Raw genomic sequence first — 13,867 nt, forward strand, 5'->3', positions numbered from 1 at the left:
ACTTCTCATTCGCCGTCATCCACAGGGGTCGAGACGCCACGGACATTGAGGGTTCTCCGAATTACTTGCACTCGAATCGTCTGAAAGGACAGCTCGGCCGATGAGCACCGATGAATCAATCAGCAGCTCCTGGCGTCACGTCGTCCAGACGATGAAGGACTCACAACAGATCAGCCCACGTCAGAGTGGGTTTATTGATTTGGTTCAGCCCCAAGGGCTGATCGGAAACACGCTGCTTCTCGCCGTCCCGAATGAGTTCACACGCCAGGTTCTGGAGAATCAACTCGACGAGGTTCTCGCACAGGCCTTGCAGACGGTCTTCCAACAAGACATCCGGTGCGCGTTCTCGATCGATTCTTCGCTGCAGCCGGCAGCACCCCCACAGCGAACTGATCCACAGATTCCACAGGACGAGCCACAACCTGTGGATAACTCTGAGTCAATTCCCGCTGCCGTGTACTCGCAACGGGAACGGCCTGTTGATGGGCAGCTGAGTTCACAGTCGAATCCTGCGCCGACGTTAGCCGATCCACAGCAGGCCTCTTCGATTGCCAACGCCGCGGAGGAACAATCTCGGCTGAATCCTCGGTACCACTTTGAGACTTTCGTGACCGGTTCTTCCAACAGGTTTGCCCACGCCGCGGCGAACGCCGTGGCTGAAGCACCGGCCAAGGCGTACAACCCTTTGTTTATCTACGGTGAGTCCGGCCTGGGCAAAACACACCTATTGCACGCAATCGGTCATTACGCGCGGGAGCTCTACCCCGGACTTCGGGTTCGCTATGTGAACTCCGAAGAGTTCACCAATGACTTCATTAACTCGATTCGTCACGACGAAGGTGCCAGTTTCAAACAGATCTACCGCAATGTAGACATCCTGCTGATCGATGACATCCAGTTCATGGCGAACAAAGAAGCCACCGTGGAAGAGTTCTTCCACACCTTCAACGCCCTGTACAACAACAACAAGCAGGTCGTCATCACCTCGGACTTGCCCCCGAAGCAGCTTTCCGGTTTCGAAGAACGGCTGCGCTCCCGCTTCGAGTGGGGCCTCACCACCGATATTCAGCCGCCAGACCTCGAGACGCGTATCGCCATTCTGCGCAAGAAGGCGGAAGCCGAAGGTCTCACGGCCCCTCCGGAAGCGCTCGAATACATCGCTTCGCGTATCACCACAAACATTCGCGAGCTCGAAGGTGCCTTGATCCGTGTCACCGCTTACGCATCATTGAACAAGCAATCCGTCGATATTCCACTGGCGGAGCACGTGTTGAAAGACCTCATCACCGACGATGACGCGCAAGAGATCACTGCTGCCTCGATTCTGAACGAAACGGCGAAGTACTTTGACTTCACCATCGAAGAACTGATGAGCAAGTCTCGGACGCGAACTCTCGTCACGGCGCGACAGATCGCCATGTACCTGCTGCGCGAGCTCACCGAAATGTCCTTGCCGAAGATCGGAAATGAACTCGGAGGACGCGATCACACCACGGTGATGCACGCAGACCGTAAGATCCGCGACTTGATGGCAGAACGCCGGATGATCTACAACCAGGTCACCGAACTGACCAACCGGATCAAACAACAGCAGCGGACGAACTGACGGATAGCCGGAGGAACCTCACCGGCGCCGTCGACTTCATCTCAAGTTAAGCTTGAGGGTCGGTCCACAGGCCAGATTCCCAGGATCACAACGATTCTTGTCATTCGATTTCCACACTCTCCACAACTATCCACAGGTTTCCACAAGCTTTTCTGGCCGCATCCTTCAAGTAGAACTCACAGCTGTGGAAAACGTTGTGGATCATTAAGTGGACCACGCCGGTTAGCTTCGGGATAACCCTGGGGTTCGTTGTGAATCCGGGCGAATCACAAGAATGCGTTATCCCGGATCTCTACACAGCCACCACGAGAGAACTCCACGTCTTGCTCCACATGCAGATCGGGACAAATGGCCGCACCAAGGCGGTTATCCACAGAATCCACAAGAGTTATTAACACTACTGAACCTGTTAAACCTCTTCTGAAGAACAATCTCGGTTCAATGCCCAACGCACTCGAAGTTCACTTCCGAACCTTCACATCGACGATGCATGCCCTTTCCACATCCCGAAATCACAAGAACTCTGCATTCGCGATAAGCTGTCCATGGATTTTTGTGCTTCCCGCGTGATCTCGTGAAAACGTCGGAAGTCTCGAAAGACTGTGTACCCGTAGCGAGAGGCAGATACACCCGTGAAGTTCACTGTTGAACGCGACATCCTGACGGACGCTGTCTCCTGGGCTGCCCGCTCGCTCTCGCCTCGTCCTCCTGTGCCTGTGCTCTCTGGTCTGTTGATCACTGCAAAGGACGGGCTCGTGTCCATCGCGAGCTTTGACTACGAAACCTCTGCGCGGCTTGAAGTCGAAGCCGATATTGAGACCGAAGGCACCATCTTGGTGTCCGGTCGTTTGCTGAACGACATCGTCAAGTCACTTCCTGCTGCACCGGTCACCGTGGAAACCGAGGGTTCCAAGGTAGTTCTCACCTGCCGCAGCTCCCGTTTCGCGCTGGCCACCATGCCCGTAGACGAATACCCAACGCTGCCCTCACTGCCGGAGGTCTCCGGCACCATTGACGGCGCAGCATTCGCTCATGCCGTCAGCCAGGTCACGGTTGCTGCATCGAAGGACGACACTCTTCCGATCCTCACCGCCATCAAGGTCGAGATCGAAGGTGACACCATCACCTTCCTTGCCACGGACCGCTACCGACTCTCGATGAAGGAAATCACCTGGACTCCGAGCGATCCGTCGATTTCCACCTCGGTGTTGGTCAAGTCCCGCACTCTGACGGAAGTTGCCCGATCCTTGGCAGGTGGCGGTGAACTGCAGCTGCGCTTGAGCAACGACGGCACCGGACAAGAACTGATTGGTTTCTCCTCCGGTGGACGCCGCACCACCAGCCTGTTGGTGGATGGCGAATACCCGAAGATCCGGGCACTGTTCCCGGAGTCCAGCCCGATCCACGCCGTCGTCGAGACGTCGCAGTTGGTGGAAGCGGTCCGTCGTGTGGCCCTGGTGGCTGAGCGCAACACTCCGCTGCGCATGGCATTTACCGATGGACAGGTTTCTCTGGATGCCGGAGCTGGAGATGACGCCTCGGCCAATGAGTCGATGCCATGCCAGCTCGATGGCGAAGAAATCACTGTAGCGTTCAACCCCGGGTACTTGAGCGAGGGCCTCAACGTTATCGGCTCCGAGTACGTGCGGTTCGCATTCACCTCCGCTCCCAAACCCGCTCTGCTGACCGGACAGAGCGAACAGGACAACGGTGAAGTGGATGACTACCGCTACCTGGTCATGCCGATCAGGATCACCAGCTGAGCCGGCGGGCTCACCTCACTGGATCACGTGCGGATATCCCATCTCTCACTGACGAACTACCGGTCATACACGCAGCTCGATCTCGAACTGCAGCCCGGCACCAACGTGCTGGTGGGCCGCAATGGCGTCGGCAAAACCAATGTTGCTGAGGCCATCGGCTATGTCAGCACGCATCAATCGCACCGGGTGAGTAATGATGCTCCGCTGGTGCATTTCGGGGCTGATCAGGCTCGGATTCGGACGCGGGTTCACCGGGGTGAGCGCGCCGTCGCCGTCGACTTGGAGATCAACCCGGGGAAATCGAACCGGGTAGCCATCAACCGGGGTGCACCGCAGCGGGCTCGTGAAGGTCTCGGACTGCTGCGGTCGGTGCTTTTTGCCCCGGAGGATCTACAGTTGGTGAACGGGGATCCCGGAGTGCGGCGCCGGTTTCTGGACGATCTCATTGTGCAGATGCGTCCGGCCCTGGGTGGGGCGCGCTCGGAATATGATCGGGTGCTGCGCCAGCGCAATGCCCTGCTGAAGTCAGCGCGCACTTCCGGAAAATGGACCGACGAACACGATGCCACCCTGGCGGTGTGGGATGAGCACTTGGCTGTGACTGGTGCCCGGTTGTTGAATGGGCGGCTGCATGTGTTGCAATTGCTCGCCGAACCGCTCGCTACGGCCTATGCCCATCTCGCGGATGCCAACAAAACCGCTAGTTATCGGTACGACTCCGCGGTTGCTCTGGCGGCCGGACAGCACCAAGACATTCCATCGGAGGCGGAGCTGGCCGAGGCGATGCGCGAGGCATTGCAGGGGCAGCATCGGCTTGAGCGCGATCGCGGGGTCACCCTGGTGGGGCCCCACCGCGACGACGTCATCTTGAATTTGGGTGCGGCCCCCGCGAAGGGTTACGCCTCGCACGGAGAGACGTGGTCGTTATCGCTGGCACTGCGACTGGCCAGCTATGACGTGTTGGTGGCGGATGATGCGGATGAGCATGCACGGCCACTGTTGATTCTCGACGACGTGTTTGCCGAATTGGACGCCACGCGCCGGTTACGCTTGGCGGCCTTGGCGGACCGCGCCGAACAAGTTCTGGTGACGGCGGCCGTCGCCGAGGATTTGCCGGACGAGCTGGAGGGCCCGCGGTTTTTCGTGCAGATGGACGAGGGTGTGAGCAGTATCGGTGAGTCCGGTGGCTGACCCCGAATCAACCTGGGATCTGCCGGCGGATGAAGCCCCGGCGCCCACCGATGTGGATGCCCCGGCGGTGGCCCTCAACCGGGCCCGCCAGGCGGCACAGGCTGCCGGATTCACGGCGGCGTCGGCAAGCCGCCGCACCCGGAAGTTCACCGGTGACGGCCGGGAAGAGAAACCGGCCTCGCGACGTCGTCGTCGTTCCACCCTCGATGCATCACAACAGGGCAAGGATTCTCGGTTGATTGGCGCCGTTTTTGACCGACTCGTGGCCGAACGCGGCTGGGATGAGCCGGTGGCGGTGGGATCGGTGCTGTCTCGGTGGCCCGAACTGGTGGGACCGGATATTGCCGCGCATGCGCAGGTGGAGGAGTTCGACCATGCGCAGGTGGTGATCCGGTGTGATTCCACGGCCTGGGCGACCCAATTGCGGCTGATGACGCCGACGCTACTCGGCCAGCTCGAAGACAAGCTTGGTCCGGGGGTGGTCCGCGAAATCGTGGTGAAGGGACCCTCGGCACCGAGTTGGAAAAAAGGTCCGCGTTCGGTGCGAGGCCGCGGTCCGCGCGACACCTACGGGTGACCGGCTCAGTGGCCCTGTGGCGCTGTGCGAGGCTGACTCCTGCACAGGGATCCATCTGACCGCATCTCAGCGCGGGAAAATGGCCGCTACGGGCCCAGTGAGGCATGTTTATTCACTGAGGACCCCAGAAATTCGGGCCAAACCAGACTCGATCGCGTAGAATAGACGAGTCCCAGTGCCACGAATGAGGAGTCGTTGAACCGACGTGTCCGAAGAACAGTCTGATCAGGCATCGCCGTCCGAAGTACCCGTTGACCAGGATGCGGTTCCGACCCAGCAGGAATCGGCGCTGAGCAAAGTCGAGCATGCCTACGATGCCGGCGATATCACCGTGCTTGAGGGTCTTGAGGCCGTGCGCAAGCGTCCCGGTATGTACATCGGCTCCACCTCCGCCCGCGGCCTGCACCACCTGGTGTACGAAGTGGTCGATAACTCGGTGGATGAGGCGCTGGCCGGCTACTGCGACACCATCGACGTCACGATTCTTGCCGACGGCGGGCTGCGAGTGTCCGATAACGGGCGCGGTATCCCGGTGGATATGCACCCGACCGAGGGCAAGCCGACCGTGGAAGTCGTCATGACCATCCTGCACGCCGGCGGTAAGTTCGGTGGCGGCGGCTACGCGGTCTCCGGCGGTCTGCACGGCGTCGGTATCTCCGTGGTGAACGCGCTGTCGTCGCGCGTGGACACCGAGATTCACCGTCAGGGCAGCGTGTGGCGGATGAGCTTTGCCAACGGTGGCGTCCCTCAGGGTGAACTCGTGAAGGGTGAGGACACCGATCGCACCGGCACCACCCAAACTTTCTACCCGGATGCCAGCATCTTCGAAACCGTCGAGTTCGACTTCGAGACGCTGCGCGCCCGGTTCCAGCAGATGGCGTTCCTCAACAAGGGACTGCGCATCACCCTCACCGATGAGCGCGAGCTGGAATCCAACGACGTCGCATCCGATGAGATCGCCGGAGCCAGCAGCGCCGATCAGCCCGATGAGGCCGGGATTGCCGAGGGCAGCGCTGCGGAAGGAACCGCTGAGCGTACCCTGCGCCGGGTCGACTACCTCTACGAGGACGGTCTGCTCGACTACGTCAAGCACTTGAACTCCTCCAAGCGCGCCGAACTCGTCCACGACGACGTCATCGCCTTCGAATCGGAGGACACCGACCAGAAGATCGCCGTCGAGGTGGCGATGCAGTGGACCACCGCCTATTCGGAGTCGGTGCACACCTACGCCAATACGATTAACACCCACGAGGGTGGCACCCACGAAGAGGGCTTCCGGGCGGCGATGACCTCGCTGATCAACCGCTACGCTCGCAACAAGGAACTGCTCAAGGCCAAGGATGAGAACCTCTCCGGTGAGGACATCCGCGAGGGCCTGACCGCGGTGATCTCCGTGAAGCTCTCGGAGCCGCAGTTCGAGGGCCAGACCAAGACGAAGCTCGGTAACTCCGAAGCGCGCGGATTCGTGCAGAAAGTGGTTACCGAGGAACTCGGCGACTGGCTGGAACGCAATCCGAATCTGGCGCGTGACATCGTGCGCAAGGCCCAGCTGGCCTCGCAGGCACGACTGGCCGCCCGCAAGGCGCGCGACAACGCCCGTCGTAAGTCTCCGCTGGAATCTTTCGGCATGCCCGGCAAGCTGGCGGACTGCTCCTCGAAGAATCCGAACGAGTGTGAGGTCTACATCGTGGAGGGTGACTCCGCGGGTGGTTCTGCCAAGCGCGGGCGCAATCCCGCCACCCAGGCGATTCTGCCCCTGCGCGGCAAGATCCTCAACGTAGAGCGGGCCCGATTGGACCGCGCACTCGGCAACGCTGAGGTGCAGTCGATGATCACCGCTTTCGGAACGGGCATTGGCGAAGAATTCGATATCACCAAGCTGCGGTATCACAAGATCGTGCTGATGGCCGATGCCGACGTCGATGGTCAGCACATCACCACCCTGCTGCTCACCGTGCTGTTCCGGTACATGCGCCCGCTGATCGAGCAGGGCTACGTGTTCCTGGCGCAGCCGCCGCTGTACCGCATCAAGTGGTCCAACGCCCCGCACGACTACGTGTTCACCGACGCTGAACGCGATGCCGCCGTCGAGGCCGGTTCTGCCCGCGGCTGGCGCTACCCCAAGGAGAACGGCATCCAGCGCTACAAGGGCCTGGGTGAGATGGACTACAAGGAACTGTGGGACACCACCATGGATCCGGAGCACCGCACCCTGCTGCAGGTCACCATGGATGACGCTGCCGCCGCCGATGAGATCTTCTCCATGTTGATGGGCGAAGACGTCGAATCGCGACGCAACTTCATCCAGCAGAACGCCAAGGACGTGCGCTTCCTCGACATCTGATCGAGCAACCGAAGCCCCACCTCCCCCACGACGAGCATCAAGGACTTTCACGCGTGAGCGACGAACAGACCCCGGACACCCCCGAGGAACCGAACCAGAACCCCCAGCAGCCCGATGACGAGGGCCGCAGCGAGATCGTGGTCGGTTCCCCGATCGACGCCGGAGACAAGGTCGAACAGGTCGACCTGAACACCGAAATGAAGCGGTCCTACCTGGACTACGCCATGGCGGTGATTGTCGGCCGTGCCCTGCCGGACGTGCGCGATGGCCTCAAGCCCGTGCACCGCCGCGTGCTCTACGGCATGTTCGACGGCGGCTACCGCCCCGACCGGTCCTTCAACAAGTCGGCCCGCGTGGTCGGCGAGGTGATGGGCAACTACCACCCGCACGGTGACTCGGCTATTTACGATGCGCTCGTGCGCCTGGTTCAGGATTGGGTGATGCGCTACCCGCTGGCGCTGGGTCAGGGTAACTTCGGTTCCCCCGGTAACGACGGCGCGGCCGCTCAGCGTTACACCGAGACCAAGATGGCCCAGCTGGCCATGGAGATGGTCCGCGACATCGACGAAGACACTGTCGACTTCCAGGACAACTACGACGGCAAGCAGCAGGAGCCCACCGTGCTGCCCGCCCGGTTCCCGAACCTGCTGGTCAACGGTTCCTCCGGCATCGCCGTCGGTATGGCCACCAATATTCCGCCGCACAACCTGCGCGAAGTCGCCTCCGGTGTGCAGTGGTACCTGGAGAACCCCGAAGCGAGCCGCGAAGAGCTGCTGGAAGCCCTCTTGCAGCGGGTCAAGGGTCCCGATTTCCCTACGGGCGCCCAGATCCTCGGACACAAGGGGATCGAAGAGGCCTATCGTACGGGGCGTGGTTCCATCACGATGCGCGCCGTCGTGAATGTGGAAGAGCTGCAGAACCGCACCTGCCTGGTGGTCTCCGAGCTGCCTTACATGGCCAACCCGGACAACCTCGCCAGCCGCATCGCCGAGATGGTGCGCGACGGCAAGCTCACCGGCATTGCGGATCTGCGTGATGAATCCTCGGGCCGTACCGGTCAGCGCCTGGTCATCGTGCTCAAGCGCGACGCCGTGCCAAAGGTAGTGCTGAACAACCTCTACAAGCACACCCAGTTGCAGGAGAACTTCTCTGCAAACATGCTGGCGCTGGTGGACGGCGTGCCGCGTACCCTGTCGCTGGATGGGTTCATCCACTACTGGGTGAAGCACCAGATCGAGGTCATCGTCCGCCGTACCGCTTACCGCAAGCGCAAGGCAGAGGCTCGTGCCCACATCCTGCTGGGTCTGCTCAAGGCCCTCGACATGCTCGACGAGGTCATCGCGACCATCCGCCGTTCGGCCTCGGCCGATGTGGCCCGTGAGTCGCTGAAGACCCTGCTGGAGATCGACGACGACCAGGCTAAAGCGATTCTGCTTATGCAACTGCGTCAGCTCGCCGCCCTGGAGCGCCAGTCGATTCAAGACGAGTACGACGAGCTGCAGGCTCGTATTGCCGAGTACATCGCGATCCTGGAATCCCCCGAGCGTCAGCGCGAGCTGATCTCCGAGGAGCTGCGTGAAATCGTCGACAAGCACGGCGATGATCGTCGCACCGAGATCATGTGGGGCTACGACGGTGATATGTCCATTGAGGATCTGATCCCCGAAGAGGACATGGTCGTCAACATCACCCGCGGTGGCTATGTGAAGCGCACCCGCATTGACAATTACCGCGCCCAGAACCGCGGTGGCAAGGGTGTGCGCGGGGCAACCCTGCGCGGCGAGGACGTCGTCGAGCACTTCTTCACGACCTCCACCCACAACTGGATCCTGTTCTTCACGAACTTTGGTCGGGTATACCGGATCAAGACGTATGAGCTGCAGGAAGCCGGCCGGGATGCGAAGGGCCAGCACGTGGCCAATGTCATGGCGTTCCAGCCAGACGAGCACATCGCCCAAGTGTTGACGCTGCGCACCTACCAGGATGCGCCGTACCTGGTGCTGGCCACGCGCAAGGGTCTGGTCAAGAAGACGCGCCTAGAAGATTACGACACCCCGCGTACCGCCGGGGTCATCGCGATCAACCTGCGCGACGACGACGAAGTGGTCTCCGCTCAGCTGGTCTCCGAAGAGGATGACGTCATCCTCATCTCCCGTAAGGGCCAGTCGTTGCGCTTCACCGCCACCGATGAAGCGCTGCGTCCGATGGGCCGTGCGACCTCCGGTGTGACGGGTATGAAGTTCCGTGACGGGGATGATCTGCTCACCATGGGCGTCATCCAGGACGATTCCTACATCTTCACCGTGACCGACGGCGGCTACGCCAAGCGGACCCAGGCCGATGAGTACCGGGTGCAGAACCGCGGCGGCCTCGGCATCAAGGTGGGCAAGTTTGTCGAAGACCGCGGCGAGCTGGCCGGCGGACTCGTTGCCCAAGAGGATCAGGAGGTCCTCGTGGTGATGCAGTCCGGCAACGTGGTGCGTTCGGCCGTCGAACAGGTTCCGGTGCGCGGTCGCGACACGATGGGTGTCATCTTCGCCAAGCCGGGCAAGAAGGACCGCATCGTCGCCGTCACTCTCAACAACGAGACCGAGCTTGAGCACCCCGAGGAAGAGAACGTCGAAACGGCGGCCACCCAGGAGAACCCCGAGGACGCTCCGGTCACCCCGACGCCCGCATCTGGGGACCAGGCTGGTGCAGATGTGACAGATGGTTCCGGTGCAGTACCCTTGGAAGCTGACACGGACTCTGACGGAGGACAGCAGTGAGCAATACATCCGGCAATTCCAAGCCGTCGCAAGGACAGGCCCCCAAGCGTCCCAGCGCTGCGCGCCCGGGCACGCAGCAGGGCCAGAAGCGACCAGCGGGCGCCCAGGGGAACCGACCTCAGGGTGGTCAGAACCGTCCCAACGGGCAGAAGCCGGGCTCCAAGCCAGGTCAAAAGGGACTGGTGCGTCCGGCCCCGAAGGCCAAGGTTCGTAAGGCACGCCTGCTCGTCGCCCGCGTTGACCCGTGGTCAGTACTGAAGATGTCGTTCCTGCTCTCCGTGGCACTCGGTATCGTCACCGTGGTGGCCGGTGTCGTGCTGTGGATGGTGCTGGATCTCACCGGAATCTTTGACGATGTCAACGCTCTGCTGGGCCAGATCCTGGGTACCGAGGGCGGCGGGCAGACCATCCAGGAGCTCGTGACTCTGGGTCAGGTGGCCTCGATGTCCACGATCATCGCGGTGATCAACGTCGTGGTGCTGACCCTGCTGTCCATGCTGGCAGCGGTGCTATACAACATCTCGGCATCGCTCGTGGGCGGCGTCGGAGTCACCCTCACGGATGACTGATCCGACTCGATTTTGACCAACGGAATTTCTACGGTAATGTTGGTTCTCGTCTTGAGCTGAGAAGTTCAAGGTGGAGGGCGTATAGCTCAGGCGGTTAGAGCGCATCGCTGATAACGATGAGGTCCCAAGTTCAAGTCTTGGTACGCCCACTCACTCCACACGACACCAGGAGGTAGCGGTGAAGAAATCACTGATCGCCGCCGCGGTGAGTGCGGGAGTGGGGGTCGGCATCGGGTTCTTCCTCTGGAAGGACAACGAGCGGACCAAGGGAGTCTGGTCAGACGCCACGGATTCCCTCGACACCGGCAACACGTCGGAGTTGACACACAACTGAATACCCACGGGGGCATGGCGCAATTGGTAGCGCATCTGCTTTGCAAGCAGAGGGTTAGGGGTTCGAGTCCCCTTGCCTCCACCGCACGCACAAGGCTCGAACCCTTGCCAACGGAAACGTTGGTTGAGGTTCGGGCCTTGTGTGCGTCTGTGGCCCAGGTCAGCGCGTTGGCGTTGACCTGTGGATCGAGGAGCATCTCGAAGGGTCGGTTGTGCTCGACGCGCAGCTCGTTGTCTTCGTCGATGAAGACCTTGGTGAAGAACGCCTGATTGCACAGCCGCCGGTTGGTGTCGTCGCACCGGGTGTAGATGTCGGCGCAGTTGGCGAGCAGACCGAGCGCGTCGTCGAGGTGGGAGCGGGCGTCGGCGTAGTCGCCGTAGTGGGCGTCGATGCGGCGGGTCACTTGGTCGAGTTCGGCGACGATGCGGTCCTGTTCGCGCTTGAGCACTGAGAGCGGAATCGCGTCGGCGTAGTGCGCCTGCATGAGGCGGTCCTGCTCGCTTTCGAGCCGGTCGCGGTTGGTGGTGAGGCGTTCCAGTTCCTCGGTTTCGGCGGCCATGAGCCGGTCGAACTCGTGGTGGAGCATCCCCGCGAGCGCGTCCTGCTGGGCGGGCGTGATCTGGACGCGGGTGTAGTAGTCCTCGACGAGTTTCTCGACGTCTTCGATGAGCATCGCCTGGCGTGTGCAGTCGGTGCGCTTGGAGTGCCGGCCGGAGCACACGAAGTAGCAGTAGACGTTGCCGTGGCGGTTCTTCGCGTTGGAGACGATGAGTCGGGAGCCGCACTGGCCGCAGTGGATGGTGCCTTTGAGGTAGTGGCCGTGGACTTGGGTTGCCTCGACGGCGCACTGGTGCGCGGTGAGCACGGACTGGACCTGGTACCAGACCTCGGCGGGCACGAGCGCCGGGTGGTTGCCCTTGTAGCGGGTGCCTCGGTAGACGACATCGCCCTTGTAGTACGGGTTGGTCAGGAGGCGGTGGATGGTGGACACGGCGAGCGGCTTCGCCGGCCTCTTCGGCGTGGGCAGACTGCGCAGCCCCCGCGAGGTGAGTTCGTCGTGGAGTTGGCTGACGCTCCAGTTGCCCGAGGCGTAGGCCTTGAACGCCCATTCGATCATCGGTGCGCGCTCAGGATCGAGCTCGATGGTGCGGACTTCGCGCCCGAGCTCGTCGCGCTTGCGGACGTTCAGATACCCGATGGGTGCGCGCCCGTTCGTGCCGCCACCGATGGCCTTCTGCGTCATGCCCTTGGCGACCTCGGTGGCGAGGTTGCGGGAGTAGAACTCGGCGATGGTGGACATGATTCCGTGCAGCAGCATCCCCGAAGGAGTCTCGTCGATGTTCTCCGACGCGGACACGAGCATCACCCCGCACTGTTGGAGTGCGAGGTGGATGCTCACGTCGTCGGCGCGGTTGCGGGCGAGCCGGTCGACCTTGTGAACGATGCAGTACGCGACCCTATTGGCCTTGACGTACTGGATCATCCGCATCAGCTCGGGCCGGTCGGACGACTTGGCTGAGGCTCCCGCGTCCACGAACTCCTCGACGATGCCGGCGCCGAGCTGTTCGGCCTTGCGCCTGGTCGCTTCGCGCTGGGCCGGGATCGAGAAGCCTTCGTCGGTGCCGCCCTTCTCTGCCTGCTCGCGGGTCGAGACTCGCAGGTAGGACACGGCGGCAGCCGCAGTCTTGGGCGGGTCGATGAGGCTGGCTGCCGGATCGTCGGCAATGGTGGTCATCGGGGGCTCACTCTCACGCGGTTCGACCCTCGCGCTCCCACTGTTGGTGGGAGGGGTGTTGATCGTGAGAGCAGCCGGTGAAGGCTGTAGGGCGAGACCCGATGGTCTCGGTGCGTGTTGCCCGCCGAACGGCGGGGTTTAGGCCACAACACCCCGCATCGCGAGGCTTGCAGGTTTCATTCTACCGGGCGGCTTCAGAGGCGGCCAGGCCATCGGGAGCCGCCTGGTAGGTGTCGGGCACCCGCACGGCTTCACGGGCCGCGCGGCTCTCGCCGGTCTCCTGCAACGTCAGCCGGATGAGAACCTCGGCGAGTTTGTGGAGGTCGGCGCGCTCGCGGTGGACGGCCCGGACGGAAAACGACCGCTCCTCGTAGGGGCGACGGTCGGTCTTCTTGGCGTAGCGGCTCATCGCTCTACGGAGCTTCATCGTCGGCCAGGTTGGCGTAGAACTCGTCTTCGGCCTCCTGGCGCTTGCGGACTTGGGCGATGACGAACTCGACGAACTCGGTGTCGCGGTTGGTGAAGGTGAAGTCCTGGATGGTGGGCGCTGAGTCTTCACCGGGCCATGCAGCTTGTCGGGTCGGGCGGTCGCGGTCGCCACGGGTGCCGCAGGCGGTGACCCAGTAGCGAAGACGTTCTCGCGCGTCGGCGAAGTCGCGGTGCCAGCCGAGTGGCGCGGATGCGTTCTGCTCGGGGTCGTAGGCGGCGAGCCAGTGCAGGTGCAGCGCCGACAGCTCCCAGACCATCTCCGGGTGGTGATGCCAGAACGGCGGCACCACCGCGACGGTGAGGCCGTAGGTGCGTCGCAGCCAGTCAACCCACCGGTTCAGTGCGAGCCATTCCTGTTCCAGCTCGTGCGCCGTCAGCAGGTTCCAGTTCACGGGGTGAGGCGGTTCGGGTATGTCCGCGTTGGTGACGCGGGGCGGTCCGTCGAAGACGTCCGGCTCATCCATCTCATGCTGATCGTTCATGGCGTCTCG

At 62.1% G+C, this 13,867-nt stretch carries 11 protein-coding genes, 2 tRNA genes and 1 pseudogene; 11 read left to right on the top strand and 3 right to left on the bottom strand.

Annotated features, from left to right (window positions below):
* Positions 1–100: 100 nt before the first annotated feature.
* The 11 genes from dnaA (at position 101) to P8192_RS00055 (ending at position 11,603) form a co-directional block, all read left to right on the top strand.
* Positions 101–1,606 carry a chromosomal replication initiator protein DnaA gene (dnaA, locus tag P8192_RS00005; RefSeq protein ID WP_278157678.1) on the top strand — a complete coding sequence of 502 codons (1,506 nt, stop codon included), beginning with the start codon at positions 101–103 and terminating at the stop codon, positions 1,604–1,606.
* A gap of 632 nt (positions 1,607–2,238) precedes the next feature.
* Positions 2,239–3,369 (top strand): DNA polymerase III subunit beta, encoded by a 1,131-nt coding sequence (gene dnaN / locus P8192_RS00010; protein ID WP_270106815.1) that lies wholly within the window; start codon positions 2,239–2,241, stop codon positions 3,367–3,369.
* Between the two features lie 27 nt (positions 3,370–3,396).
* Complete coding sequence (recF, locus tag P8192_RS00015) at positions 3,397–4,560, top strand: DNA replication/repair protein RecF (RefSeq protein ID WP_278157679.1); 1,164 nt, start codon at positions 3,397–3,399, stop codon at positions 4,558–4,560.
* On the top strand, positions 4,553–5,137 hold the full coding sequence (locus tag P8192_RS00020) for a DUF721 domain-containing protein (RefSeq protein ID WP_270106813.1): 585 nt from the start codon (positions 4,553–4,555) through the stop codon (positions 5,135–5,137). The genes recF and P8192_RS00020 overlap by 8 nt, the downstream gene beginning before the upstream one ends.
* Positions 5,138–5,426: 289 nt before the next feature.
* Positions 5,427–7,481 carry a DNA topoisomerase (ATP-hydrolyzing) subunit B gene (gene gyrB, locus P8192_RS00025; RefSeq protein ID WP_278159854.1) on the top strand — a complete coding sequence of 685 codons (2,055 nt, stop codon included), beginning with the start codon at positions 5,427–5,429 and terminating at the stop codon, positions 7,479–7,481.
* A gap of 134 nt (positions 7,482–7,615) precedes the next feature.
* A complete protein-coding gene (gyrA, locus tag P8192_RS00030) occupies positions 7,616–10,249 on the top strand; it encodes a DNA gyrase subunit A (protein WP_431521185.1) in 2,634 nt (877 codons plus the stop codon).
* Positions 10,246–10,818, top strand: coding sequence for a DUF3566 domain-containing protein (locus tag P8192_RS00035; protein WP_270106811.1), 573 nt, complete (start codon positions 10,246–10,248; stop codon positions 10,816–10,818). The genes gyrA and P8192_RS00035 overlap by 4 nt, the downstream gene beginning before the upstream one ends.
* 75 nt (positions 10,819–10,893) lie before the next feature.
* Positions 10,894–10,967: transfer RNA gene (locus P8192_RS00040), tRNA-Ile, on the top strand.
* Positions 10,968–10,996: 29 nt separating this feature from the next.
* Positions 10,997–11,152, top strand: coding sequence for a hypothetical protein (locus P8192_RS00045; protein WP_270106810.1), 156 nt, complete (start codon positions 10,997–10,999; stop codon positions 11,150–11,152).
* An 8-nt stretch (positions 11,153–11,160) separates the two neighbouring features.
* Positions 11,161–11,233, top strand: a tRNA-Ala gene (locus P8192_RS00050).
* 130 nt (positions 11,234–11,363) lie between these two features.
* On the top strand, positions 11,364–11,603 hold the full coding sequence (locus P8192_RS00055) for a hypothetical protein (protein ID WP_232514701.1): 240 nt from the start codon (positions 11,364–11,366) through the stop codon (positions 11,601–11,603).
* A 243-nt stretch (positions 11,604–11,846) separates the two neighbouring features.
* Here P8192_RS00055 and P8192_RS00060 read toward each other — a convergent pair.
* The 3 genes and pseudogenes from P8192_RS00060 to P8192_RS00070 form a co-directional block, all read right to left on the bottom strand.
* Positions 11,847–12,887: pseudogene (locus tag P8192_RS00060) on the bottom strand (recombinase family protein); the annotation flags it as partial.
* A gap of 181 nt (positions 12,888–13,068) precedes the next feature.
* Entirely contained in the window at positions 13,069–13,314 is a 246-nt protein-coding gene (locus tag P8192_RS00065; RefSeq protein ID WP_242497681.1) for a hypothetical protein, read from the bottom strand.
* Entirely contained in the window at positions 13,301–13,840 is a 540-nt protein-coding gene (locus P8192_RS00070) for a hypothetical protein (RefSeq protein ID WP_278159855.1), read from the bottom strand. The genes P8192_RS00065 and P8192_RS00070 overlap by 14 nt, the downstream gene beginning before the upstream one ends.
* Between the last annotated feature and the right edge of the window lie 27 nt (positions 13,841–13,867).

Source organism: Citricoccus muralis (assembly GCF_029637705.1).
Taxonomy (GTDB): domain Bacteria; phylum Actinomycetota; class Actinomycetes; order Actinomycetales; family Micrococcaceae; genus CmP2.

What these genes read in the sequence shown, in the direction of transcription:
- P8192_RS00065 (WP_242497681.1), bottom strand. Translation starts at nt 13,314, where the DNA reads ATGAAGCTCCGTAGAGCGATGAGCCGCTACGCCAAGAAGACCGACCGT.
- dnaA (WP_278157678.1), top strand. Translation starts at nt 101, where the DNA reads ATGAGCACCGATGAATCAATCAGCAGCTCCTGGCGTCACGTCGTCCAG.
- P8192_RS00070 (WP_278159855.1), bottom strand. Translation starts at nt 13,840, where the DNA reads ATGGATGAGCCGGACGTCTTCGACGGACCGCCCCGCGTCACCAACGCG.